We start from the raw sequence: 25693 nt of genomic DNA, 5'->3' as shown, positions 1-25693 counted from the left end.
TCTCCGGGTCGGTCAGCCGGCCGGCGGGGCGGCGTCGACGGCGAGGTCGGTGGAGACGGCCAGGCCGTCGGTGTTGAGTCCGAGGTACACGGCGGGCAGGAACTGGCCGACCGCCTCCAGCAGGTCCAGGTCCACGGCACGGATGCGGGCCAGGTCCAGGGTCTGGTGCAGCAGCCGCTCCAGTGCGGCGGGCGACCAGGCGGCCTCCCGCCGGTTCGGCGGTACGGCGAGCAGCACGGTCTGCGGCGGCGCGGCGGCCGGGGCGTCGTACTCGACGGCCAGGGCGGCGGTGTTCCGGGTGGCGGGCACGGTCTCGGTCCATTCGTCGAGCGCGAGGCCGTGGATCTGCCGGGAGAGGTCCAGCGGTCCCGGTGCGGTGATGCCGACGACGAGGGAGAGCCGTCCGGAGTCGGCCGGCCGGGTGGTGCTCTCGGCGCCCCACCACACGTCGCCGGGGCGGTGCGGGAGCTGGGCGACGCGTAGGCGCTCGCGGGGGGCGTCGGCGAGGGGTGCGCCGAGCATGTCGGCGAAGTCGACGGCGTCCTGCCAGCGCGCGGCGCCGCCGCGGACGCGCCCGTACTGGCGCAGCCAGCGGTGCGCGGTGCCCGGGCGGCCCTGGAGGGGGGCGGAGGCGAGCGAGTCGGCCAGGCCGGTGCCGACCGGGGCGAGCAGCGGTGGGAGCACCGGCAGGTCGGCGTCCAGCAGTTCGTGGAGGCGGTCGCGGTGGTGTTCGGTGCGCTCGCGGGCGGTGGCGGGTGCGCCGGCCGGGTGTTCGGCTGCGTGGGTGGAGACGAGCGCGTCGTGGGCGGCCAGGCGGCGCAGCAGTTCGGCCCGGGCGGCGGCCGTGCACTGGGTGACGGCCTCCTTCTCGCCGGGCCGGCCGGCGGGTGGCGGTACGGCTGCCGCGATGCCGGCGCCGGCGGCCCGGACGAGGGCGGTGCGCAGGGCGGGCAGTGTCGCCTCGGTGATCTCCGGGGCGGTCTCGCCGCCCAGTTGGGCGAGGGTGGAGCGCAGGTGTTCGAGGGCGAAGTCGGCGCGGTTCTGTGTGTCCTGCGCGGCGGTGGCGGCCGACTGCTCGTCGGCGGTCGGCTCGTCGCCCGGGGGCACCAGGTCCGCGGCGGTCAGCGGGCGGGCCCGCAGCAGTAGTTCGCGGACGTTGCCGACCGCGGTGAGGAACTCCGTGACGGAGACGGCCCCGGCCGGCCAGGACGGCAGGCGGCCAAAGTCCAGGCTCAGCCGGTACGGGTGGCCGGCAGCCGCGGCCGGGCGGGCGGCGGCCCACGCGGCGACGGCGATCCGGCGTTCCAGTTCGGCGGTGTCGTCCACCGCGAGGCCCTTGCGCCGGGCCATGACGTGGTCGATCGCGGAGATCTGGAGGCGGTCGAAGGTGAGGTCGCTGACGACGGCGGGCGGCAGCGGCTGCCCGCTGCCGTCGTCCTGCGGTTCCCAGTGCAGGACGCACCGCACCCGGGCCGGGGTGGGCAACAGGGAGGCGGCGACGGCGTCGGCCGCGGCGGCGGCCAGGATGCGCGGCTGGTGGCCGATGGCGGCCGGCCAGTCGGCCCGGCTGACCGGGGTCTGGTTGCCGGCCAGCAGCAGCCGGTGGGTGACGGCGTCGCCGCTGCGCGGGCTGCGAGCGAACTCCAGCTCGGCGGGCGTGGCCTCGCCGCGGGCGAGGAGGTCGACGGCGGCGGCGGCCCGTTCCGGGCGGCCCTGGACGACCTGGTGCACGCCCTCGGCCAGCAGGCTGTCGTGCACCGCGTCGACCGCGTCGGCGAGCACCGACAGCACCTGTTCGAGCGCGGCGCGGTCCTCGCCGCCGGCGGGCAGCGGCAGTGGCGCGGGGGCTCCGGGCCGGGGCGCGGGTGCAGGCCCGCCCCACGGCAGTCGGCCGTCACGGTGGGCCAGGTGCAGGGCCAGGCCGTCGGTGAGGACTCCGGCGGCGCTGCCGGAGGAGACGGTCCCGTCCGGGGCGACGACCGTGGTTTCGGCCGGGGCGAGGGCCCGCAGGGTCGGCAGGTAGCGGTCCATGGTGCCGCGCGGGTGCTCGTGCAGCGCGCGCTCGGCCAGGGCGCCGAGCAGCACGCCGATCGGCCGCCCGGCCCGTACGCCGTCGAGCAGGGTGCCGGCCAGCCGGACGCGCCGCGAGGAGAGGTCCACGGCGAACGCCTCGCCGCCGTGGGAGCGCTGGGCGCTGCGCAGCACCGCCGCCGTGGTGGCCTGGCCGACCGAGGGCGCGAGCACGTACCCGGTGGCGGGGCCGCCGTGGGTGAGCAGGCCGCTCTCCAACGGCGGGCGGGTGGTGACGGGGATGCGCCGCACGGCGGGGCGCAGGTCCAGGGCCCAGCCGTAGGCTCCGGTGTGCAGGCCGGTGGGGGTGGCTCTGCGCAGGGTCTCCAGGCGCTTGGTGGCGAAGGAGGTGATCCAGGCGTCCAGCCGGTGCGAGGCCAGTCCGAGGACACCGGCCAGGTGGCGGGAGGCCTGCTCCGGGGTGAGCACGGCGGCGGCCGCGAGGGCCGCGCGCTGCTCGGCGAGGCGTGCGCCGCCCGGGTCGGCGGGCAGGGCCAGAGCCAGGTACTCGCCGAGGGTGGCGGCCGAGGACGCCGGGGGCAGCCCGTCCTGACCGGTGGTGGACGCTCCGGCGGGTCGGGGCCCGGCCAGCCGGCGTTCCAGGGTCGGGGTGGTCTCGCCCTCGGCGATGTCGATCAGCTGGGATTCGGTCGGTTCGGCGGCGCCGAGCTGGGCCGCGGCCCGCGAGAACTCGTCGAGCAGCGCGGCCCGGGCCAGCCGGTGGAGCAGCGGGCGGGGCACGGCCCGGTCCTCGTGCAGCAGTGCGGCGGGGAGCAGCCCGCGGGCGGCGAGTGCGGTGAGGTAGCCGTCGGGGGTGCCCGGGGCGGTGCCGGGCGCGGCGAGCGGGGTGCGCAGCGGGTACGAGCCGGAGGCGAACACGGCCCTGGCCAGCGGGGGCTCGCCGGCCAGTTCGAGGGTGCGCAGCACCGCCATCGGTTCGGTGAACAGGCGGCTGCGCCAGTCCTTGCCGAGTCTCAGCCGCAGGAAGCGCCACAGCCAGATGACGTACTCCTCGCCGAGGAGGCTGCGGGCGCGCACCTCCAGCGCGCGCGGCCCCGAGCCGAGGATCCCGACCAGGTTCTCCTCCGGCTGGGCGGGCCGGCCGAGCCGGGGCACCCGGTCGACGGAGGGCTTCCAGACGGAGGAGCGCAGCCGGGCGAGGAGGGCGATCCCGGCCCGGTCGTCGCTCTCGCCGGGCAGCGGCTCCCAGGTGCCGGTCTCCATCACCGGCAGCACGCCGTAGGGCTGGTCGCCGATCCGCAGGGTCGGGAGCGGCCCTTCGGCCCTGACCCAGTCCAGGTAGTGGGCGCGCACTCGCTCCACGTCGGCGGGCGTGGCGGCCCCGGCCATCATGTGGCGCAGGAAGTACCCCCAGGTCGCGGACCAGGTGGCCGCCTGGACGGTGCGTGCCGCCTCGGTGTCGGCGGGCCCGGCGGGCAGGAGGCGGGCCGGTGCGGTGGGGGCGCCCGGGCGGGGCGGGGTGGTGCGGGCGGATGCCAGGTAGCCGCCCGGGTCGTGGCTGAGCGGCAGGCCGAGGGCGCGGGCCAGGCGGCCGGCCTCGGTCGTCCGATCGGGGGCGGTGTCGGTGTGCCACACCGGCGGGCCGGGCTCGGCCGGGTCGAGGCCGGAGCGGGCGCCATCGGTGTTGTTGGTGGGTGTGCCGGGCGGCAGGTGGGCCAGGCCGTCGGTGGCGGCGTGCGCCTCCAGCAGGTGGGCGAGGGCGTCGGAGCCGGCCGTCGGGGACGGTGGCTGGGAGACGCCGAAGACCAGGAGCCGGTCGATGCCCTCGCGCAGGGCGGGCGGCAGGTCGAGGGTCAGGGCCATGCCGGCATCGACGGCCGCCTGGTAGTCCGTCATCCAGCGGGTGGCGGCGTCCACGGGCGCCGCGTCGTCCGGTACGGCGGACAGGTCGGCGTCCGGGTCGAGGCCGACCACCAGGTCGGGGCGGACGGGGCGCTCGGACGTCGCGGCGGCCCGCTGCTCCCCGGTCACGGCGACCGCGCACCACCGTGCGGGCAGCAGCCGGGCGACCGCCGCCCTGGTCCAGGAGGCCGCGCGCAGCCGGGGGCTGGGGAAGGCGGGTGCGGTGGGCAGCGGCGCGCCGGGCGGGATCGGCGCGGCCGGCCTGCCCGCCGGGTCGGGCTCCATCACCTGGGCGATCCAGCGGGCCCGGCCGGGGCCGAACAGGGCGACCAGGCCGAGCCAGGCCTCGGTGCGGCGGGCCTGTTCGCCGGCGGCCCGCCAGGCGTCCTCCCAGTACCGGCGGGCGGCGGCGACCTCCTCCGCGGTGAGCGGCGGCTCGTGGCTGTCGACGTGCAGGGTGTCGGGGAAGATCCGGATGCGCAGCCGTTCGTTCTCCGCTCCGGTGAACCGGGTCTCCACCCGGACCGGCAGCAGGGCCAGCGGCAGGGTGGTGCCGATCGTCCACGGCGGGGCTGGGATGGGCGTGGTCATGACCGGGCGGCCTCCGGGAGGATCATGTCGCTTGCATGCACGGCGTAGCAGACCGGCAGTTGCAGGGTCGCGAGGGCGTAGTGGGCGGAGTTGGTGGGGTCGGCCGGTTCCTCGGCCCCGGTGTCCAGGCCGAACCGCAGGCTCGCGGGCGGCTCCCGGAAAGCGACGTACCAGCCGGGGTCCCCGGCGGTGCCGCGGGCCTTCTCCGGGGTGACCGGGAAGCACAGCAGCCGGGTGTCCGCGCCCAGGCGGGCGCCGAACAGCGGCAGCCGTTCCTCGCCGCCCTCGGGCATGGTGCGGGCGCCGGCCTCCCAGGCCGCGCGGCGCAGGGTGACGGCGGTGCCGGGGTAGCGGTCCAGCAGGTTTCCGCGGATGAGCAGCATGCAGACGCCCTCGTCGGGGCCGCCCGCGCCGGTGGTGTGGGTGCCGAGCTCGCCGCCCGTCCACTCGGTCAGCGGGGTGATGTCGGTGGCCTCGGCCGGGCGGGCGCCGCGGATGTCCCAGAAGGTGCGGAACCAGGTGGTGCCGCCGTCCACTGGTACCTCGCGCCACAGCAGTTCCCGGCTCAGCTCGGTGTTGAGCCCGGCCAGGAACGCCTCCAGGTAGGCGGGGTCGGCCTGAAGGATCGTCAGGGTGTCCGCGGGCAGCAGTTCGGCGCCCGCCATCAGCTGCTGCGGGTCGAAGGCCTGCAGCAGCTCGTACACGGGCTGGGCCAACTCGACGGCCGCGGCCAGCGGGCGCAGCGGGTCGCCGCCGGGGGCCGGGGCCGGCGGGGCGCCGTCCAGGGTGATCCGGGCCAGCGCGCGTTCGGTGACCTGGACGGCCGGGTCGAGGGCGGCGCGGACGGCGGCCGCGGCCTGGGACACCGGGACGGGCGCGGGCACGGTGCTGTGGGTGAGGCGCTGCGCGGCGGAGACCGCCGTCTGGTGGCGGATCGCGGCCGAGACGAAGCGTTCGGCGACGGCCTGTCTGCGGGCCACGAGCGTCGGGTCGAGGTCGGCGACGGCGATGCCCGCGCCGGCGTTCTCCCAGCCCCACCAGCCGGGGATCTGGGTCTCGGCGCCCCACCACGCGGCCCGGCCGTCGTTGCCGAGGTCGAAGCCGATCCGGAACAGGCCGCGGTTGTCGGTCGGGTGGTTCTCGATCCGGAGGACCAGCACGTCGGGGCGGCGGCTTCCGGTGAAGTCGGCGACCGTCACCGCGAGGCCCTGGTGGGGCACTGCGCCGGTCGGCTCACTGCCCAGCGGCAGTGCCTCCGTCCAGCCGCCGGTGACCCTGCCGCGCCGGTTGACGCGCCGTCCGATCCGGTGGTCGACGCGGTCGGCCGTGCCGTTGCGGGTGGCGGCGACCACGACCAGGTCGGCGCAGTCGTCGTCGTCGAGCAGGTCGGTGACGGCGATGCCGAGGCCGGTGACCTCGGCGGTGAACGGCCAGGGCACGTCGGTGCTGTGCCCCCAGCCCTCGGTGACGGTTCCGTCGGCGGCCAGCGACCAGCCGACCCGGTAGGCGATGCGGCCCTGGAAGGCGTAGGCGAGGACCAGTTCGGGGCGGCCGTTGCCGTCCAGGTCGGTCAGTGCGACGTCGCACGCCTGGACGGCGGGCAGCGGGTCGGGCCCGGTGTACGGGCCGAGCCAGCCGCCGGTCACGGAGCCGGCAGCGTCCAGGTCGCGTCCCACCCGGTACACCGCCCGGCGGGTGCCGTCGGCCTGCGGTTCGACGGTCAGCACCAGCAGGTCGGGGCGGCCGTTGCCGTTCAGGTCGGCGACGGCGATGCCCAGGCCGGTCGCCTCGCCGTGGAACGAAGGGCTGGCGTGGGGGTCGGCCGGGCCCCAGGCGCCGCGCGGCCGGCCGTCGAAGCCGAGGTCGGGGCCGACCCGGTGGCGGACGTGGTTCAGCCCGCCCGGGTTGTCCAGGTGCGCCACCACCAGCGAGCCGAACACGCCGACCGGTGGGGCGAACCGCCAGCGGTCCGCGGTCGGCCAGTCCGTGAGGTCGCCGCGGCCCGCGGTGTCGGCGGGGTAGCCCAGGCCCATGCCGAGCCGGCGTCCGGGGCCGCCGACCACGATGGCGCCGTCGGTCTGCGTCCAGAAGAGCAGCCCCTGGGCGGGGTTGGCCTCGGTCGGGGCCAGTGCGGGGTCGGGCAGGCCCATGTTGTAGGTCGTCCACTGGGGTGTGCCGGTGTCCAGGCCGGTCACCGTCGCCGCCGCGCCGTTGCGCAGCACGAGGTGGTTGGCGCCGCTGCCGCCGGAGCCGCCGAGGGCGTGGCCGAGCAGCCCGAGCGAGGCGGGCGGCGAGCCCCGGTTGATCCAGCCGCCGGACGGCCGGTACTCCCACAGGCGGGTCACAGCCTGTTCCGTCCAGGCGCGTTCGGTGAGCCGGACGGCGGTGGAGCCCACCGGCACCGGGGCGGAGCTGAAGTAGAGGTCGGGGCCGCCCGGGTTGGCGGGGTCCTTGGTGATCCGCTCGTACCACCGCCAGATGCCGTCGGCGTCGCGACGGCGCTGGTAGAGCGTGCCCCACTGGGTGGTCACGAACACCGAGGAGCCGTCGGCGAACACGCCGGGCGCGCGGTCGGGGTCCAGCCAGATCGTCCAGACGCCTCCGAGCTGCGGGGGCTTGCCATGGTACGTCCAGGCCCCGGTGGCCAGGTTCATCTGGGCCAGCTGGTCCCCGACGATCAGCCAGAGCGAACCGGCCGCGACGGTCGGGGCGCCGCAGGAGCCGCTGACCTCGGTGTGCGGCCGCCATACCCAGCGGTCCACCTCCCAGCGCCGCTCGATCAGCCGGCGCATGCCGCTCATCCCGGAGGCGAGGGTGAACACCCGGCGATCGTCGGGCACGGCGGCCAGCCCGCCGCCCAGGGCCCATACGTCGCCCCACATCTCGGCGGGGTGGCGGCGCCACTTGCCCCGGGCCAGCTCGTACAGGCTGTTGTCGTTGCCCAGGACGAACTCGGCCCCGAAGCCGACCACCACCGAGGTGGTGGCAGCCACCCTGGGGCCGTTCGCGGGCGGCAGCGGCGCGGGCGGCACCGGGGGCTTCCACCACGCGTCGGCCGTGGCCTGCAGCCCCGGGTCGAAGAGCGCGAGGTCCAGGGGGTTGCCGCGCGGGTCGCGCAGGGCAAGGTCGGCGACCGCACCGGCGGGCAGCGCGGCCGGGGGCACCGGGTCGACCAGGTGGGCGGCGAGTCCGGCGACGGCCGCGTCGGCGGTGGTGCCGAGCCGGCCGCCCAGCGACGCCGGGCCGCGGACGGCCCGGCGGAAGGCGGGCGTGACGGCGGCGGCCACCGCAGGCGACCCCTCGGCGAGGACGTCGGCGACCGCGGCGGTGCCCGCGGCGAGCGCAGCCGGGCTTCCGGGGCCCGCCGCGAGCCCGGTCGTGCCGGCGGACGGCACGGTCACCAGGTCGTGCACCGGCCTGGTGACCGCCAGCAGTGCCGCGTCCGACAGGCGCGCCGACGCCGCCGCGGCCAGGCCGGCCGCGGACCGGCCGAGCGTGCCGGTGATCCGGCGCCGGTAGAGCGCGGTGCCGGCGTCCCGGGCCAGCTGCGCCCGGCCGAGCACCTCGTTGGCGTCGCGCAGCCGGACGACCTGCTCCCAGACGGCGGCGACCAGCTCCTCTTGGTGGTCCTGGACGATCCGGGCGCCGAGGGCGGCGATGGCCCGGTAGCGGGGGTCCAGGTTGAGCGTGGCGAGCCAGGCGGGCTCGGCGCCGTCGGCGGACAGCCCGGCCGGCGCGTAGGGCCCGCCGTACAGCGGCGGGGTGAGCCGGTCGGTGGCCGACAGGACGGTCCGCATGGCGGCCCGCCAGGAGTCCCGCAGCGGCCAGTCGGGCAGTTCCCCGGGGGCGCGCAGCGCGCTGGGCAGCACGGTGCGGGCGGCCGGGTCCGCCGGGCCGACCGCGAGCGGGGCCGGCCCGCTGACGTCCAGCGGCCGGGTGCCGACGCCGGTCGCCGGGCGGGCGGTCAGCCGCTCGACCAGGGTCTGGAAGTCGCCCTCCGGCCCTGCCGTGAACCGCCAGTGGTGGTAGACGGGCAGGGTCGCGGTGGCGCCGGAGTACGGGTCCCAGGCGTCGGCCGCGGGCCCGCCGTCGTCCTCGGGGGCGAGCAGGCCGAGCCCTGCGCGGCGGCCGGCCTCGTGGGCGGGGACGACCGCGGCGAGGTAGCGCACGCCCTCCTCCAGGCGGCGCGGGCACAGCAGCCGCGCCGAGCCGCGTTCCGGGTGGTCGCGCAGCACTTGGGCCGGGTCCTGGCCGGCGCCGTCGACCAGCACCTGGGCGTGGGCCCAGGCCCAGGAGCGGGAGAGGTCGGGCAGCGAGGCGGCCGGGCAGGACAGGACCGGCGTCCGCCCCGGCGGGCTGTCCAGGACGCCCTCGTCCTCGGGCAGCACCACCAGGACCAGCCACGGGCGCAGCCGCCCCCGGGTGTCCGGTGCGCCGGGGCTGAACATCCACGGCAGGTCGGGCCGGGCGAACTCGACGGCGGCGAAGCCGGTGGTCTCGGCGTCGGCGCTGCCGGATGCGGGGAAGGCGCGCACGATCTGGGCAGGGTCGAGCCCGGTGACGTCGCCGGGTCCGAGCACGGTCACCAGGACGCGGCCGCCGTCCAGCGGCTCGCCGCCGCGGGTCAGGGTGAGCCCCACGGTCGTCGCGGCCCTGACGCCGCCGGTGCCGTCCGGCTGCCCGTCCACGCCTCCGGCGAGGCCGTCACGCACCCAGGGCAGGAACCGAAGCCCTCCGCTCAACGTGTGTCTCCTGCCTTGGTCGGTGCCGCAGCAACGGCGTCGTCGGTGGGTGGGGGCTCGGACGGGTCCGGTCACGGATGGTCCGGGTTGTGGACAGGACCTGGCGTGCCGTCAGGCGGGGGTGGCGACGGTTCCGGAGGCCGCCCGCAGCGCGCTCGCCGTCAGTGTGACGACCCGCTGCCCTCCGCCGCCGGCCTGGGCGGTCTCGGTGTAGCAGGCACCGGACGCCGGACCGCCCGGGGTGGTGTGGCGGACCGGCACGGTGGACAGGGCCGGTCCCGCCGCGGCGAACCGGGGCCGGGGCGCGGCCGGGGCGCCGGCCGCGAAGGTGAACAGGTCCGCTGCCGCGACCGGTTCGAGCCGGGCCGCGGCGGCCCCTCCCGTCCCGCCGGCCGCCGGTGAGAGCGCGGGGTCGGGCTCGTCCTTGGTGACGGTCCGGTAGCCGAGCTCGCCGAAGGTGGTCAGCGGCACTCCGTCCGGGGTCCCGCCGGACGGGCAGCGCAGGCCCGCCGCGCCGATCCGGTAGCCGGAACGCATGTTCTCGAACGAGGGCCTGCTGAGCCTGGCGGCGTCGTCGAGTTCGAGGAAGTGGCCGGGGGCGAACGCGTCCGTGACGGCGGCTCCGAGAGGGCCGGGCCGGGACTGCTGGCCGGTGCCGAAGCGCACGCCCGCGATGTCGTACGCCGTCCTGCGATCCACCCGGTCCGGGCCGACCCGCTCGATCACCACGCCCAGCGGCAGCACCCGCTGCGACACGGTGAGCTCGCCGAGCGGGTGGACCAGCACCTCTCCGGCGCGGGGCCGGACCTGGCGGACGGTGACCGGGCCCGAGCCGGGCGCGGAGGCGGACCAGGAGGTCGGGTCCGCCAGGGCCCGGCGCAGGTCGGCGAGCGGGTCGGTGGTCTTCGGCAGCGTGGTGCGGGCCCGGGTGCCGGAGGTGACGTCGAAAGAGACCGACACCGACACGAACCAGATCTTGAAGTGGGCCTTGCCCCGGGCCCGCCATGGGTTCGGCCCCGACAGGTTGAGCTCGATGCCGACCGCCAGCAGTACCTTGCTGCCGCGCTTGACGGCGGCGCGGGCGAACACGTCCACCTCGAAGGCGAACGGCGAGAGCTGGATCAGCGCGTCGTAGCCGAGCTGGCCCTCGACGGTGAACCCGGCCTTGGACGCCCTGAGTTCGACCCGCGCGCCGTGCTGCACGGTGTTGGAGGTGACGGCCAGGTACGCCTCGGCGCGGATGCGCGGGTTGTCGCCCCGGCCGAGGTCCAGGGCGACCCGGCGCAGCTGCGGGAAGCCCGCCGGCTTGTCGGTGAAGCGCGGGTGGAACCCGCCGACCGACAGCAGGAACCGCCGCCGGGCGCCCCACTGCAGGCGCATCGCCATCTCGCCGGTGAGCGGGAACCCGGCGATCGCCGAGTCGACCAGGACCGCGTCCAGGGAGGCGGTGCGGGTGCCGAGGTCGACCAGGCCGACGGCGTCCATGCGCAGCTTGACCACGGGCGCCTTCGGGTCGGGCAGGGCCGCGGTGATCCTCGCCGCGAGCCCGGCCCGCAGCGGCGCCGGGAACTCCAGGAACAGCGCGAGGTCGGCGGTGACGAGCGGCTGCGGGCCCCAGGTGATCCGGGCCATGACGCCGGCGACGTGGCGGCCGGGGGCGGCCGGGAACAGCCCGCCCAGGACTTCGGGCAGGGCCGTCGGATCGGTGCCGCCGGACGTGGTGGCGGGTGACGGGAAGAGCAGGGCGTCCAGTGCCCTGGTCTTCACGCCGGCCCGCAGTGCCTCCGGGTCGGCCGCCCGGTTGACGCCGACCAGCAGGCCGAGGCCGGAGAGCGCGAAGCCGAGGCCGAGCTGCCAGCCCGGCGCCCAGCTGCCGGAGGCGAGCAGCAGCAGCGACCAGCCGTCCGAGCCGTCGGGGCCGCGCAGCGGGGTGCCGTCCGGCAGCCGGGTGTCGATCACCGCGAGGGCGGTCAGCCGGATGTCGTAGCCGCCGAGGTCGATGCGCAGCTGGGCGGCGCCCGCGTAGCGGCCCCGGCCGGGGTCGACGATGAGTGCGCCGGATCCGGAGACCGGCCCCGAGTCGACGCTGAGCGCGATGGTGGTCGGCGGTTTGAGCGCGGCGCGCAGTGCGAGCGGACCGAGGTTCCCGGTGCCGTCCTCGGCGCCGGCCGCTTCCAGCCGCAGCCCGAGGTCGGCGGCGGAGACCAGCAGCGGGCCGAGGGCCAGGGTGAGGTCCGCGCCGACCTCCACGGCGACGCCGGTGCTGTCCACGGCGAAGCGGACCCGGACCCGGGGAATGCGGACCGGTCCGAGTTCGAGCGCCACCGGGAAGGTGCGGTCCAGGCCGGCCGAGCCGGTGAACCGCAGGCCGGTGCCGGGGCTGAACTCCGCGCCGAGGTCCAGGGCGACCACCAGCGGTTCGTCGGGCAGCACCCGGGCGAGGAAGGGGTCCTCGCCGGCGCCGAGCACCAGTCGGGCGCCGCCCGTGTGCAGGCCCACGGTGAACGAGAAGGGCTGACCCGCTGCCGCGCGGGCGTCGACCGAGGCGGTGACGCCGTCGATCTCCAGCCGGGTGCCGGTGGCCGGGCCGATCCGGAGCAGCGGGCCGTCCTGGGGGTCCGCGGTGACGGTGAGCCGGCCGCTCACCTCGCCGGTGCCGCCGTCCCCGTCAGGGGCGGCGAAGGTCACCGAGTCCCGGTCGATCAGCAGGGCCGGGGCGACGGCCTGCAGCACCGCCTCGACCGTCCAGTCGCCGAACGTCCAGCGGGCGTCCAGTGCCCCGGCCAGGACGACGGCCACGACGAGGCCGGTGGGGCCGTCGCCGAGGCCGGCCGTCAGTGCCAGGTCCGCCCGGCCCTCGGTGCCGGCCCCGCCTGCCGCGCGGGGCGGGTCGCCGAACGGTGCGCCCAGCGACACCCGCAGCAGTCGCCGGGCCGCGGCGCGGGCGTCCGGGTCGAGCGTGCCGTCCAGGGATGCGGCGGGCATACCGTACACGGCGTTCAGTCCGAGCTGCCGGACGGCCTCGGCGACCAGCGGGCCGATCCGGTCCGCGACCTGGACAGCGGCCGTCCCGTCGGCGAAGGCGTTCTCCCGTACCACCTCGGCCGGCTCGGTGAGCGCCCGGCCGAGCCGGTCCAGGTGCAGCCGCGGCCGGGGAGCGGCCCGCCGGACGGGCGGCGCCGCGCCGATCCTGATCTCGGGTTCGACGTGCAGGGTGCGGACGCCGAGCAGCAACAGGACGCCGGCCAGCCAGGGAAAGCGCAGTTCGAGCCAGCGGTCGAAGAGGGCGTTGAGCAGGTCCTCGACGAAGGTCTCCACCAGCGTGACGGCGAGCTCGGGCGACATCTCCGCCGAGGGCTTCCACGCGCGGGCGGTGTCGCGCAGGGCGACGGCGGCCCGCCCGGCCGCCGCCAGGGCGGCCTGGACGTCGGAGAAGCTGTCGGGCCCCTTCTCCACTAGGGGAACCACCTGGTCGACGGCACTCCTGCAGGCGGCGAAGGCGGCCGTCAGCGCCTCGGAGAGGCCGGTGACGGCGAGCGGGTCCCAGTCGAGGGTCTCGAAGAGCCGCTCGGCGTCGGCGGGGGTGCGCGCGGCCGCCAGGAGCGGGCGCACCAGCTCGACGGCGGCCTCGGCCAGTGCCCGATCCACCCGAACCGTCATGGGATCCCCCTCGATCGCACACCAGCCCACCCCGGCAGATTCACATCTTGCCCTACAAGTACATAGATTGCCTGTAAAATCTACAAACTGATCTCCAGTCAGCTGATGCCACGTCCGGCAACCATGGGGAGCCACCATGCAGACCACCGCCGCCGCGCCGGCCCCGCCCCCGGTCGACATCACCGCGCTGACGGCCGCCACGCTGCGGGTCGGCCGGGTCCACCCCCGGGAGCGCTGGTACGGCGGACCGGTAGCACTGCGGCGCGAGCACAAGGGGTACGTCGTCGACCTCGCCGACTACCTCACCTGGCTCGCCGAACTGGAACGGGCGACCGACTGGGACGTGGACGAGTTCGTGCAGCGGGTCCGCCTGCTCTACTACGGCAAGGCCACCGGCAACGCCCTCTTCGACACCGTCCTCGACACCACCGGCAGCGACTGGGCCGGCGCCCCCGTCACCGTCAAGGACGTCCCGCAGCAGACCCTGGACAACCTCTTCCGCACCGGCGCGATCCGGGTCCGCCGCGACCTGCCGCCCGTCGACCTCTCCCACCTGTGGGTGCTCGCCGACCGGGCGCGCAACGGCCTCTCGTACAAGGCCCACGCGGTGGACACCGGCCTCGCCGACGTGACGGGCCTGCTCAGCTGGACGGGCGACCTGGCCTCCTGGTGGTCGCAGTGGAACGACACCCGGACGACCGTCCGGAGGGACGCCGTCGCGCGGAGGGTCCCCGTGACCGAGCCGCCGTTCACCGAGTCCGCCGACCCCGCCGTCATCGCCGCGGTGCCGGCGAAGTGGCTCGACGCCGCGGTCACCGCCCGCTGCGCGGCCGACGACCTGATAGGCGACCTCGACGCGGTGGTCCTGATGCGGGAGTTCGAGGACCTCGACGACGACTCCGGGACCCCGGTCACCGACCTGCTGCGCTCCTACTACGACGTGGAGCACCCGCCCGCCGACCGCTCCGCCGTCCACGCGAACAACCGCTTCCACCTCTTCCTCGCCCGCGTCGTACCCGACATCGACCAGGAGGACGACCCGGCGGGCGGTCCCGGCGCCCGCAAGCTGGGCGCCGACGCGGCGACCGACGTCCGCGAGGCCCTCCGCGAGGCGGTCCACACCCTGCTCTACACCGCCCGCTACCGCCGGGCCTCGTTCCACACCGACGCACTCGACGCCTTCCCCGAGGGCCGACCCACCGTGGTCCGCGAACTGCCCCTCGTCGGCCGGGTCGGCTTCAACGAGATCAACCGCGAGATCGATCACGAACTGGGCAGCCCCTGGGGCGCGGCGATGCTGCAGGCGGTGACCGACCGGTTCACCGCCTGGCTCCGGGCCGGCCTGACCGGCGACGGCTGGACGCTCAACGGCTGGCCACTCGTCAACCCGCTGGAGCGCTGGGGCGGTTCGATGCTGTCCATCGGCTCCAAGGACCCGGCCTCCGCCCCCGGCCCCGACGGCACCCCTCCCCCGCTCGGCCCCGTCCGCCGGCTCCAGACGGACCTGATGGCGCTCGGCTTCACCGTGATCACCGCCGCGGACGGGGACTTCGGCGGCCGGACGGCCGTCGCGCTGCGCGAGTTCCAGATCGAGGCGCAGCAGTCGCAGTTCCACCGGGACGTCCCCGCCGGGCCGGCACCCCGTCCCGACGAGCTCGCCTGGATGCGCTACCGCGGGCCGGTCAACGGCGTGCTGGACCACGACACCGCCCAGGTCCTGGCCACCTGGGTCGAGGCGTCCGGGCTCACCGACCCCACGGCGACACCGGTGCGGCTCAACCCGCTGCGCGTGCGCTCCCACCGCTACAGCAGCGCCGGCCTGGGCGTCGTGGTCCACGACGACGTGTGGACATGGAACCAGGTCACCGACTCCTCGCTGGTGCTCTGCGCGGTCGACGGCCTGCGCCGCCAGTGGTTCGAGGCCGCCGAGAGGGGCGCGACCCCCGCACCCGAACTCGGCGCCCAGGGCAACGACCCCGTGGTGCTCGGCTCCTGGACCCCCGAGGGCACCGGCGGACCGGTCCAGATGCCGAACAAGGCGATCCGGCGCACCTGGGCGGGCGCCGAGATGACCCCGTACACCTGCGGCGACCCGGACGTCCCGCCGTCCCCCGCCCTTCCCGTCGTCGTCTCGCAGTACCGCGTCGTACGGGCCATCGCCAAGGTCGAGATGTACGGGTACTTCGACGTCCACAACTGCTGGGACATCGCCCGCCTGTCCATGGGCATGTACCACTGGACCCTCGGCCCCAACGGCCGGTGGGAGCTGCCGGCGATGCTCAGCCACTACCGCACCCACTACCCACAGGACTACGAACGGGACTTCGGCTCCTGGGGCGTCGGCATCGCCGAGGGCTGGGACGACACCCAGCCACCGGACTCGGTCAACCGCGCCAAACTCACCGGCACACTGGCCATGTACGGCCTGCACGACGAGGACGGAGTGCTCCAGCCGTACCTGGCACTGCCGTTCACCCCGGCCGACGGCGGCGGCGTCAAGGACGCCTACCTGCTGGACTGGTATCGCAGTTGGCGGGTGTTGCACCGGCTGCTCTCGGTCGCCCGCACCAGCCGGCGGTTCCAGTACGCCCAGTACCGGTTCGCCCTGATCCGGCTGCGCACCCTGCTCGGCCGCGCCTTCCAGACCGCCTCCGGCCCGGAGGACACCGGCCCCTTCCGGGCGGACGGCTCGGTGGCGACGTTCGGCGACGTGTTCACCAGCGAGCAGGCGGTGGCCGCGCTGCTGCGCTGGCACGTCAACCGCCCCAACCAGATCATCGGCGCGAACGGAGCCGTGAACGCGGCCCGCAGCGCCTACGAGGCCGTCCACGGCACGGGGCGCGTCGCGATCGACGGACTCCCGACCGCGGGTGCCGACGCCCGGCAGCAGGCCCTGGCCCGGTGGCTCATCGACAACGCCACGACCGACGGCGCCTTCCAGAACAGCGTCCGCCTCGCCGTCGAGTACAACGACGCCCACTACGGCCGCCTCTCCGACCAGGCGGGGTCCCTGGTGCAGCCCTGACGGCCACGGCTGCCGTTGACAGCCACCCACGTGGGCGCGTCGCCGCCAACGGCAAATATGACTGGCAGCAGAGCGGGCGGCCCGCCTGTGCGTCACCCCAGGAGCCCCTCGACGGTCCTCTTGAGCGAGCCCGGATGTTCGGGCCGGTGGGGTGCCATCGCGCGGACCTCCAGCATCCGGGCCCCGATCTCCTGAAGCTCCCTACGGCCCAGGGCGTCGCGCACCTTCGGGAACCAGTCGGTCTCCCTCCTCCTGGATGTGGTGCCCGACCATCTCGATGGGCACGGTGGCCTTCGCGTCGAACCGCGTAAGAACGAATGTCCGAGATCACGGGGAAACTTCAGGAGCCAGATCGGTCAGGAGTCGCACGCGCTCGTCCATGGGGATCGTCCCACTGGATCCATGCCGTGTCGGTGACGTCGAGGATGCTGCCGGCGACTTGCCGGCTGTCGACTGCGCGGTGCATCCGACAGCCGGCAGCGCCATGGCCAAGGCGTCATGCCGACCGCAGGGTCAGAAGGTGCCGGCGGAGTTGCACTTGGCCTTCTGGACGATGCAGTCCTTCACACGGTGCCCGAGGGCAGCGTTGTCCCAGGCGTTGAAGAAGTCACCGTGGATGGACGATGCCATGCCCGAGGCCAGACGAAAGCCTGCGGCACTCCCACTGGTCGGGTAGTCGATGACGAAGGAGACGTTCGGGATGGCGACGGGGTAGGCGCCGCTGCACTTGCCGTCGTAGGTCGACGCGACATGTGACTTGTGGTCGGGACTGTCCAGGTTTTTGCCGTCCCAGCAGTCGGGGAAGACGAGCTGGTAGGTGAGATGGGCCTTCGGGGCGCAGACCGGCCAGTTGCCGTCACCGCTGCGGCCGATCTCGCCGCCCTCACCGGCACACCAGAACTGTCCGGGCGATCCCGCCGGGGTGGGCGCCTGCAGTTTGGCGCTGCCCGCGATCATGCGGAAGCCCTCAGGGAAGGGCACGGTCACCGAGGGGTCGGGAAGCCGGGAACCGTAGTAGACGGTCATGCCTGCGGGTTCAACGGCACGGTCGCCCTCGTACAGCGTGGGGATCCAGTAGGCGGAGAGGTCCTTGGCCGGAGCGCAACTGGTTCCCGTATGGGCCAGCAGCGACTCGGTGGTGGAGAACGCGTCGGTGCTCTTGTTCCCGAAGAAGCTGTGCATGTGGGACGCACCGGCAAGACCCGGCAGGACGATCGGGTCGTCCGGCTTGGAGTGACTGTAGGTGCAGCCGGCGTTGAACTCCGGAACCCGGACCACGCCGGCGGGCACTGCGGCCGACGTCATCGCACGGAACTGTGCCAGCTGAGCGTCCCACTTGGCCTGGTCGACGGGGATCCAGCCGGCCGTTGGGCTGCTCCCCGCGCCGACGAAGGAGAACCAGTTGATGTTGACGAAGTCGCCCGCTGCCGCGCTGCGCAGCACGGCGAACACCGTCTGCGAACCGGTGGGGTGGGTGGTGACGTCGGTGTCCCGGGTCACCCAGTTCTGCCAGCCGCCGGTCGGGGAGGTCGGCACGGCCGCGAGCAACGGACCCGTCAGGCTTTCGGTCCGCAACTCCACCGTGCCCGAGCCGACGGCGGAAGCAATGCGGGCCGAGACCGTCAGGCGGCCGACGGCGCCGAGGTCGACGTTGTCGAAGCGCATCCAGTCGCCGTTGGCGAGGAACGCCGCGTTCTGCCCGCCTCCGGCATCTGCGGTCACCTCCAACCCGACGCCGGACTGGGCCGCGTAGGACTCGGCCTGAACGGTGACGGTGGCGGCCTGTGCCAACTGGGCCGAGGCGGTCAGGCCGCCCAGAGCAGCGGCCAGTACGAGCACGAGAGTGCCCACTAACGGCGTGTACAGGCGTACGGGGTGTCTACGCATCTCACTTCCTCACGAGCGTCGCGGCCGGGAAGTGCTGCTCCCGGCGGGCGGTTCAGGGGATGGAGCAGGAACGTCGGAGTGGAACGTGCCCGGACATGCGAAGCCCGGTACCCCAGGGGGCAGGCGGAGCGGCCCTGGGGTTCTTGCGGGTGCCCGGGGAACGACTACTCGAAGAGTCGGACAGGTGAGTCGAAGCAGCGCAACACGGCTCGCACAGGCGACTCCTCAAGTGGGGGGAAGTTGAGGGAACGCTCCCTGAAGGGAGCATGAGGGCGTGACGGAGGGCTGTCAATAGCCTTGTATGCCTTGAGGAAAGCGGAGATTTCAAGGGGACTGTGTTGATGGAGCGCTCCCTGACGACCTCCGGAATCAGAGAGAGCGGCCACCGAGGCAGGCGCAGGGAGGGAGCAGGTCCGGAACACAGCCGTGCGACCCGGCCCGCGGATACGCTGCTTGCATCGCCAACACACGAAGCCGGAGGTCGGCCCCGATGAGGGAACGCTCCCTGAGAACCGTCCCGGACAGCGGAAATGGGAAGGTAGCGGCATGAAACGACCTACTCTCCAGGTAGTCGCCGTCCGTGCGGGTGTGTCCAAATCAAGCGTGTCCCGCGTCATCAATGGCGAGACCACAGTCGCCCCGGAGATCCGGGACGTCGTCATGCGAGCCGTCCGCGAGCTGGGCTATGTGCCCAACGGCGCGGCCCGCAACCTGGTCACCCGTCGCACGGACACCCTGGCCGTGGTCGTCTCCGACCCCCCTCAGGGAGTCGTCTCGGACGACCCCCTCTTCTCCACGGTGGTCCGCACCGTCAGCAGAGAACTCGAGTCGGCAGGAAAACGGCTGTTGCTCATGCTCGCCGAATCGGACCGGAGCCGGACCGAAGTGGAACGGTACATCGCCGGGGGGCACGTGGACGGCGTGATGCTCGTAGCCCTGCACGGTGCAGATCCACTGCCGGCCGCCCTGGCCAGGCAGGGCCTGCCGGTCGTCTCCTTCAACCGCACTTCCGCACCGGACATCCCGTACGTGGCCCTGGACAACGCCGGCGGAGCGGCCCTTGCGGTGCGTCACCTTCTGCAGCGGGGCCGCCGCCGGATCGCCGCCATCACCGGACCGCTCGAACTCTACGAGGCGCGCGAGCGTCTCGAAGGCTACCGCCAGCCACTGCGCGACACCGGGCGCCGCTCCATCGTGGCGTTGGGTGACTTCACCAGAGCGTCCGGCGCCGAGGCCATGCGCCAACTCCTGGAGGACGATCCCCATCTCGATGCGGTGTTCGCATCCAACGACCTGATGGCGATCGGAGCCCTGCGCACCCTCCACCGAGCGGGACGACGCGTCCCGGAAGACGTGGCCATCGTTGGTTTCGACGACATAGAAGCCGCGTCCTACACCAGTCCTGCCCTCACCTCGGTGCGCAGCCCGATGGCCGATCAGGCAACCGCTGCGGTCCGCCTGCTCCTCAGCCTCATCGAAGGCGGTTCCACCGACCCGGTGATCATGCCGAACGAACTCGTGGTCCGTGAGTCCACTTGATCTTCCGGCTGCACGCTTGCCCGTCGCGGCGTGTGGGCCGATGCCAGTCCCCTCTCTGTCAGACTTGGGTGAGAGCGGGACCCTCTCCTGATGCGCATCAACGCCTACCTGGTGCGTTGGATCCGCAAGAAGTACAAACGGCTGAGCTCGTTGAGGAAAGCCATCCAAGCCTTGCAGGCCGGGGCGCAACGCAGCCCTCGGCTGTTCGTGCACTGGAAATGGACTACCCCCGCCTTCACGGGCTGACGATCAGGACGACAAGAGCCGTATGACGGGAGACTGTCACGTACGGATCTGTGGGAGCCGGAGGGTGAGATCCCCTCCGGCTACCCGGCCCAGGAAGGTTCACCGGGTTGGCGGATGCCGGACGACGTAGGGCAGCCGACGGCGGAGTTGGGCCGCACACGAGCGCGAGTACTGCTCGGAGATGGCCGCGCACCCAACTGCATGTGGTGCTGGCGACCAACTGGTTCGGTGGGAGTGCGCGCAGGGCGGGGCTCGTACGTGCTCGGCCTGGCGTTGTCGTACCCCCGGTGTAGCGTCCGGGCCGAAGTCAGGCTCATGCTCTGCGGTTGACGGAGGCGGCGGATGACGAGTAGGACAGGGGAGGCCGTGGTGGCGGTGTCCCGGCGCATCAAGGCCCCGGCGGAGGACATCTTCCGGATCTTGGCCGACCCCGGACGGCACCCGGACCTCGACGGCTCGGGGATGCTGCGCGGTGGCTTTTCCGACGCCCTGGTCTCGGGCGTCGGAGACGTCTTCGTGATGCGGATGCACTACGAGCGCTACGGCGACTACGAGATGAACAACCACGTCGTCGAGTACGAGCCGGACCGCCGCATCGGCTGGGAGCCGAGGCCCGGTCGCGGGCACCCGGACGCCGCCACACCAGGGGCCGCATGGGGCCACCGGTGGATCTTCGACCTGCTCCCGGACCGGGCCGGGGCGACGGTCGTGACCGAGATCTTCGACGGTTCGCGCATGCCGGAGGACAAACGCGCGGAGGTGGACAGCGGGCGCGCCTGGTGGCAGACGCAGATGGCGAGCACCCTGGAACGCCTCGGCGAACTGTGCGCCGCCCCGTGAACGCCGAACTCGGCGCCCTCAAGGGCGCCCTAGTACTGCAACGGTGCTTACCGTGACGAGGCTTCAGCTCTTGGGCTGTGGCCTCGTCGCTTGTAGTGGCTGGTGCGGGCCTGGTGCCGGCGTCGGCGGCGCCATCGGGACCAGTGCAGGACATGGTCGATGCTGCGGCGGACGGGCCGGGTGAGGTGGGTGACCAGTCGGCGGATCTCGGGGACGGTCAGGGGTATCAGGTCTGACGTTCGAGCAGGTCGTGCCCCTTTTCAAGGTGCTGGGCGTACCCTGATGCGCCGAAGTCGCTAACGCCGCCCGTCCGGTTCTGAGGGGGGTGCGGCGCAGCAATGCGCCGCACCTACCCGACAACACGAGAGCGCCTACTACGCCTTGCGTCGCACCATCCTGCACGGACGCGTCCTGCGCTCGAACGACCCGATCGGCGTCGAGCAGGAGATGTGGTCCCTGCTCACCCTCTACCAGCTCCTGCGCCGCACCATGGTCGAGGCGGCGGAGTCCCAGCCGTGCACCGATCCCGACCGATGCGGCTTCACTATCGCACTCCAAACCGCCCGTGACCTGCTGGTATGTGCTCAGGGAGTCTTCGAGCAGGACATCGGAGAGATCGGCCGCCGACTCCTGTCGACGCTCGCGCCCGCACACAGAACCCGCGTCAGCACCCGCAAGGTGAAGTCTCCCGTCCCCGCTATGCGGAACAGAAGTTGGACGGCCGCTCCGACGGCAGCCGGACCGTGACCTCGATAACGATCGCTCTCCTGCCGCCCCCAGCCCCGGAGCCCGCACCACCCGCGGCGACCGTCCCGCCATACGTCGGCCCCGGCAGGACCAGCAGCCGCATGACACGCGTCCTGACCATCCTGCAGACCGAACACGAACGACATCGGCGGGCAAGGGAGATCGCCGAGCTCCTCGGCGACGTCACCCTCGTCGCCACCTACCGACAACTCTCCCGCTGGACGAAGAAGGGAATGACCAGGAGAGTCCGCACCGGCCGTTGCACGGCAGCTCCATCCGCAGCAGCTCCCTTGCGCGACCTGCAAAAACGCCAACTACTCGGCCTTGGGGGGAACTTCACTCGCCGCCTCAACCGGTAGCCAGCTCCGCCGCCGGTTGCGTCCGGTGCGTCGCGCGCTCCGCCCACCGAGTCGCCACCGGGACCGCCAAGCCGGTCAGGGCGAAGCCGGCTCCGAGGATCCACCAGCCCGGGCGTCCCAGGTCGATGCAGAGCGCGGTCAGAACAGAGGGCCCGACCGCGGTGCCGAGGCCGAGCCCCATGCCGAAGAGGCCCTGGTACTGGCCCACCGACTCCGGGCGGGCCAGCGCGTAGGAGAGCTCGAAGCCGCCTGCGGCCTGCCAGATCTCGCCGATCGAGTGCACCGTCGCGGCCGTGAGCACAGCAGCCACGGCCGCCCAGGGTGGCATCCCGGGGAGCAGTGAGAACACCGCGCTGGCGAGGAGGAAGGCGAAGCCGGCCCGGCGGAAGGCGGCGGCGGAGGTGGCCACGGAGGTGATGCTCCGGCTCGCGCGGACCTGGAAGAAGACCACGATCACCGTGTTCGCCAGCACCACGGAGGACACCGACCAGCGCGGTGCCGAGGTGAACCCCACCAGCCACAGGGGTACCGCGAAGGTGAGGACCCGGTACTGCACCGACATGAGCCCGTCCAGGGCGGACAGCACCACATAGGGGCGGTCGCGCAGGGCGGCCCAGCGCGGGCCCTGCTGTTCCGCCCGGGGCGGCGGGACGCTCTTGATCGACCATGCCATCACCGCACCGACCAGGTGGCACACGGCGCCGAGCGCGATGATCGCGATGTAGGCGCTGCGGGTGTTCAGTTCGAGCGCCCACCCGGCGCACACGGCGCTGGCGGCGAAGGCGACGTTGGTCAGCGCCCGGATGTAGCCGCGGAACTCGGCCGGCCGGTCTCCGGCGTAGTGCTGGATCAACGGGCTGCGGGCGGCGTAGCCGGCTGTCTGGGCGAAGGAGAAGACGGTGGCGTAGAACAGGAACGGCCAGAACGTGCGGGTGAAGCAGAGCCCGGTCATGGCCAGGCCGCACAGGAGCAGCATGACGGTGTAGACGCCGCGCGCTCCGTGCCGGTCGGCCAGGTGGCCCACCGGGATGCCGGCCGCCAGGGCGACGGCCCCGGCCACTCCCATGCCGAGGCCCACCTGACCGGCCGGAAGGTGCAGGCCCTGTGTCAGGTACAGCGCCTCGCCGGTCAGGTAGATGCCGTAGCCGAACGTGACCAGGAACGCGATGCCGGCGAGCAGCCGCTGCGCGCCGTCCTGCGGCAGCAGCGCGCCCGGGCGCGGAGCGAGTCGCTTCAGGGGGTTCATCCGGTCACCGGCCGCTGTCCGATGCCGACGGGCGTGGCCGCGGGGCGCACCCAGACCGGCCTGGTCACCACCACGACCGTTCCCTCGGCGATGACGAGTCCGCGCACGTACTCCTGGTGCAGCCGCGCCTCCTGGCCCACCGCCACCTTGACGGTCAGTCGGCCCGTACCGGTCGCGTCCGGCCGGATGCGCTCGACGGCCGCCGCTCCGATGCCGATCTTCTCCGCGCCGGCCACGAACACCGCCGCCGCCACGGTGGACCCAGCCGCGTGCCCGGGGCCGAGCCGGAAGGTCAGCGTGACCTCCTGGCTGCTGTCGCGGGACCACGACTCCTCGCACGCGAGCCGCGCGGAGGCGACCGGAGAGGCGTCGTCGGAGTCGATGACGACGACGCACCTGGGGCATATGGTGGCCGTGCGCCGCAGCCGCCCGAACACCGAGTGGGTCGCGCGCTGCCAGACGAGTGCGCGCCCGCAGTACGGGCAGTCCTCACCGCTCAACTCGGGCTCGTCGTACTCGAACCGCTCGCCCCAGATGTCGTTGAAGGTCTGGATGCCGTTCACGCCCCGCTCGGCGAGCGCCTCCGCCAGGCCGAGCTCCGCCCGCTCGACCGCCTGCACGACCGTGTCCAACCTCCGTGTGAGGCGGTCGATGTCCCCGGCCAGGGCGGCCCGGGACAGGGCGGTGGCCAGGCTGGTCACCTGGGCCCGGACGTTGTTCATCACGTTGCCGTGGCGGGAGTAGCGCAGCCCCAGGAGCGGCACGTCGTCGAGGTTGGTCATCGACCGGCCCAGCGCCCGGGCCCGGGCGCTCAGGTCGGACACGTCATCGGCGTCGACCTCGGGCAGGGCGGTGGCGCCGGGCACGGCGGCCAGGGCGGCCGCCGACCTCGGCGACGTCGCCAGGACCAGGGCCCGGCCGGTCCGGGTCTCGGCGGAGAGCGAGAGCGCGGTGGCCCTCGCCGCTCCCCAGTGCGTTCCGGCCTCGGCGCGCAGCTGCGCGAACGCGTCCCAGGCGGCCGGGTCCGGGTCGGCGAGCCGGGCCCACGGCAGCCCGAGCATGGTGAAGCTGGGGAGGTCCACCCGCTCGTGGCGCAGGTGGTCGTTCATGACGGTGGCGGTCTCGCCGAGGGTGAGCCCACCGGCGCTGCACGCGTGGAAGACGTCCGCCAGCTTGGCCGAGCCGTTCACCACCATCGGCGAGCCGATGAAGCCCGCCGCGGTGCCGCGCACGAAGCCGTGGGGTAGGAGGTAGCGCGCGGGGAACAGTCCGTCGGACACCCTCAGCGACATGCAGACGTTCGCGAACACCGCGTCCGCGAGGATGAGTTCCGCCTTGACCACCTGGTCGGGTTCGACGCCGGGCCGGTAGCAGCGACCGGTGAAGGCGCATGCCGGTGCCCGCTCGCGCTCGGGGTCGTCCGGCTCCAGCCGCAGCGGGCCGGGAGCGCACACCACCATGTCGTTGAAGATGGCGGCGTCGTCGCGACCGTGCGTCATCAACGACAGGTCCCGCCAGCGCTGTTCGGTGAGCAGTGGTCGCAGGACACTCGTCCGCGAATCCTCGGCCAGCAGCACCCTGCTGCTGACCCTGCGTTCCAGCGACTCCAGCGCGGACCACACCCGCAGGGCCGGGTCCCGGGGCGCGGACCGGTGCGGCAGCCCGAGTCCCTTGGCGATCAGCCAGGCGACGTCCGCCCGGGTCACGCCGGTCAGGAGGCCCAGGTGGCCGCCGTCGCCGCCGCCGAACTCCTGCCAGAGGCTGTCCTGCGCGGCGGCGAGTTCGCGTTCGCCGATCTCTCCCGCCAGCGCGACCAGCGCCACGTGCCGCGCGCCGGCGCAGGCGCGCCCGATCCCGCCGAGGTCCGTCGGCTCGACATGGCGGCCGCCCACCGACTCGGCCAGCGCGGCCGCGATGTCGGCCACGGCGGAGCCGGGCGGGGACACCACGACGACGGTGCCCGGCTGCCCGGGCGAACGCTGCGGGGCCGGTGTGCTGACCGCCTCGACGGCGTGGTGGGCCGCGGTCGGTGGACCGAGCACGGGGATCCGGTTCTGTGCGCCGGAGTTGCGTGGAACCGCCAACGCGTGCAGGTACGCGTCATCGTCGGCGCCCTGCCCGACGTGCTCGTACACGGCGAAGGGTGCGGTGAGCCCGAGCTCCTGAAGTGTGGTCATAGCGAGAGGTACCTGTCGTCGAAGGTCCCGGTCAGCGCCCTGTGGTGTGGTGGGGCGGAAGGGGCGTGTCCCCGCTGGATGTCGGCCGGGTAGTCGTCCAGAGCCAAGCGGATCATAAAAATATCACCCCGGACGGTCTGTGGCTCGTACTCGGGGCGCCTCTCGCGCGGGTGTGTGGAAAGTTTATGGACAGTACAGGAATCAGTCGTCTGGAATACGCTCGGATGAAGACGTTGCAGCACCTTTTACGGCAGAAGGCGGGCCGCTCGGATAAGGGGCTCGGCCCGGCCTCGGCATTTACCCGCAGAAAGCCGGAAGCCCCGCTCGACTCAAGATGTGGCGTGATCATCCACGAGGACCGATCCGGCTGTCAATGGGTCCGCCACGATCTGGACTCCCCGCCTCCGCCGTGCTGCGGGCCAACCCCGCACAGGTAGCTGATGGGGCGTCCGGGATCCCGCCTGGGGGCTGCCCCCCCGTCGATCGGGCAGGGCCGCGCCCCGCCCGTGGACGCCCGCCGGTGCCGCCTCCTGCGGCAAATCGCCCAGAACCCCGTTTCCCGTCATCTTGGGCATATATGGACGCCGGGGCTTTACGATCAACGTCGCAGTCCCTAGGGTTATCGTCATCGTCTCGGGCCCTGAAAGTGGTCCTCTTTGGCGCGGCCAATTGATTGAGAAGGGCTGTTGTGGGGAGCTTCA

At 73.7% G+C, this 25693-nt stretch carries 11 protein-coding genes; 5 read left to right on the top strand and 6 right to left on the bottom strand.

The features are described from left to right. Positions 1 to 12: 12 nt before the first annotated feature. From OG335_RS35360 to OG335_RS35350, 3 genes are all read right to left on the bottom strand, one after another. On the bottom strand, positions 13 to 4524 hold the full coding sequence (locus OG335_RS35360; protein ID WP_405015241.1) for a hypothetical protein: 4512 nt from the start codon (positions 4522 to 4524) through the stop codon (positions 13 to 15). Then, a complete protein-coding gene (locus OG335_RS35355) occupies positions 4521 to 9266 on the bottom strand; it encodes a hypothetical protein (RefSeq protein ID WP_405015240.1) in 4746 nt (1581 codons plus the stop codon). Before OG335_RS35355 ends, OG335_RS35360 begins: the two co-directional genes overlap by 4 nt. Before the next feature lie 111 nt (positions 9267 to 9377). Further along, a complete protein-coding gene (locus OG335_RS35350; RefSeq protein ID WP_405015239.1) occupies positions 9378 to 12926 on the bottom strand; it encodes a DUF6603 domain-containing protein in 3549 nt (1182 codons plus the stop codon). A 136-nt stretch (positions 12927 to 13062) separates the two neighbouring features. On the opposite strand from OG335_RS35350, the gene OG335_RS35345 reads away from it, so the two are divergent. Continuing rightward, positions 13063 to 15951 carry a peptidoglycan-binding protein gene (locus tag OG335_RS35345; protein ID WP_405015238.1) on the top strand — a complete coding sequence of 963 codons (2889 nt, stop codon included), beginning with the start codon at positions 13063 to 13065 and terminating at the stop codon, positions 15949 to 15951. A gap of 513 nt (positions 15952 to 16464) precedes the next feature. Here the strand turns inward: OG335_RS35345 and OG335_RS35340 are convergent. After that, complete coding sequence (locus OG335_RS35340) at positions 16465 to 17802, bottom strand: DUF1996 domain-containing protein (RefSeq protein ID WP_405015237.1); 1338 nt, start codon at positions 17800 to 17802, stop codon at positions 16465 to 16467. A gap of 582 nt (positions 17803 to 18384) precedes the next feature. Between OG335_RS35340 and OG335_RS35335 the strand changes: the two genes are divergently transcribed. The 4 genes from OG335_RS35335 (at position 18385) to OG335_RS35320 (ending at position 21210) form a co-directional block, all read left to right on the top strand. Further along, on the top strand, positions 18385 to 19377 hold the full coding sequence (locus OG335_RS35335) for a LacI family DNA-binding transcriptional regulator (RefSeq protein ID WP_405015236.1): 993 nt from the start codon (positions 18385 to 18387) through the stop codon (positions 19375 to 19377). A 90-nt stretch (positions 19378 to 19467) separates the two neighbouring features. Beyond that, positions 19468 to 19623, top strand: a complete 156-nt coding sequence (locus OG335_RS35330; RefSeq protein WP_405015235.1) for a hypothetical protein — start codon at positions 19468 to 19470, stop codon at positions 19621 to 19623. 342 nt (positions 19624 to 19965) lie between these two features. After that, positions 19966 to 20463 carry a hypothetical protein gene (locus tag OG335_RS35325; RefSeq protein WP_405015234.1) on the top strand — a complete coding sequence of 166 codons (498 nt, stop codon included), beginning with the start codon at positions 19966 to 19968 and terminating at the stop codon, positions 20461 to 20463. Positions 20464 to 20844: 381 nt separating this feature from the next. After that, positions 20845 to 21210 carry a hypothetical protein gene (locus OG335_RS35320; protein ID WP_405015233.1) on the top strand — a complete coding sequence of 122 codons (366 nt, stop codon included), beginning with the start codon at positions 20845 to 20847 and terminating at the stop codon, positions 21208 to 21210. A 348-nt stretch (positions 21211 to 21558) separates the two neighbouring features. On the opposite strand, the gene OG335_RS35315 is transcribed toward OG335_RS35320, so the two are convergent. Both OG335_RS35315 and OG335_RS35310 read right to left on the bottom strand, forming a co-directional pair. Further along, positions 21559 to 22815 (bottom strand): MFS transporter, encoded by a 1257-nt coding sequence (locus OG335_RS35315; protein ID WP_405015232.1) that lies wholly within the window; start codon positions 22813 to 22815, stop codon positions 21559 to 21561. Continuing rightward, a complete protein-coding gene (locus OG335_RS35310; protein ID WP_405015231.1) occupies positions 22812 to 24992 on the bottom strand; it encodes a hypothetical protein in 2181 nt (726 codons plus the stop codon). Before OG335_RS35310 ends, OG335_RS35315 begins: the two co-directional genes overlap by 4 nt. Positions 24993 to 25693: the final 701 nt, after the last annotated feature.

Source organism: Kitasatospora sp. NBC_01539, from assembly GCF_045040525.1.
In the GTDB taxonomy this organism is placed as follows: domain Bacteria; phylum Actinomycetota; class Actinomycetes; order Streptomycetales; family Streptomycetaceae; genus Kitasatospora.
Note: the sequence above shows the minus strand (reverse complement) of the source record. Positions and strands in the feature narration are given on the sequence as shown.

Bases quoted from the DNA above. Each gene is read 5' to 3' on its own strand.
- OG335_RS35335 (WP_405015236.1), top strand. From the start codon at position 18,385: ATGAAACGACCTACTCTCCAGGTAGTCGCCGTCCGTGCGGGTGTGTCC.
- OG335_RS35360 (WP_405015241.1), bottom strand. From the start codon at position 4,524: ATGACCACGCCCATCCCAGCCCCGCCGTGGACGATCGGCACCACCCTG.
- OG335_RS35345 (WP_405015238.1), top strand. From the start codon at position 13,063: ATGCAGACCACCGCCGCCGCGCCGGCCCCGCCCCCGGTCGACATCACC.
- OG335_RS35325 (WP_405015234.1), top strand. From the start codon at position 19,966: ATGACGAGTAGGACAGGGGAGGCCGTGGTGGCGGTGTCCCGGCGCATC.
- OG335_RS35315 (WP_405015232.1), bottom strand. From the start codon at position 22,815: ATGAACCCCCTGAAGCGACTCGCTCCGCGCCCGGGCGCGCTGCTGCCG.
- OG335_RS35330 (WP_405015235.1), top strand. From the start codon at position 19,468: ATGCGCATCAACGCCTACCTGGTGCGTTGGATCCGCAAGAAGTACAAA.
- OG335_RS35350 (WP_405015239.1), bottom strand. From the start codon at position 12,926: ATGACGGTTCGGGTGGATCGGGCACTGGCCGAGGCCGCCGTCGAGCTG.
- OG335_RS35310 (WP_405015231.1), bottom strand. From the start codon at position 24,992: ATGACCACACTTCAGGAGCTCGGGCTCACCGCACCCTTCGCCGTGTAC.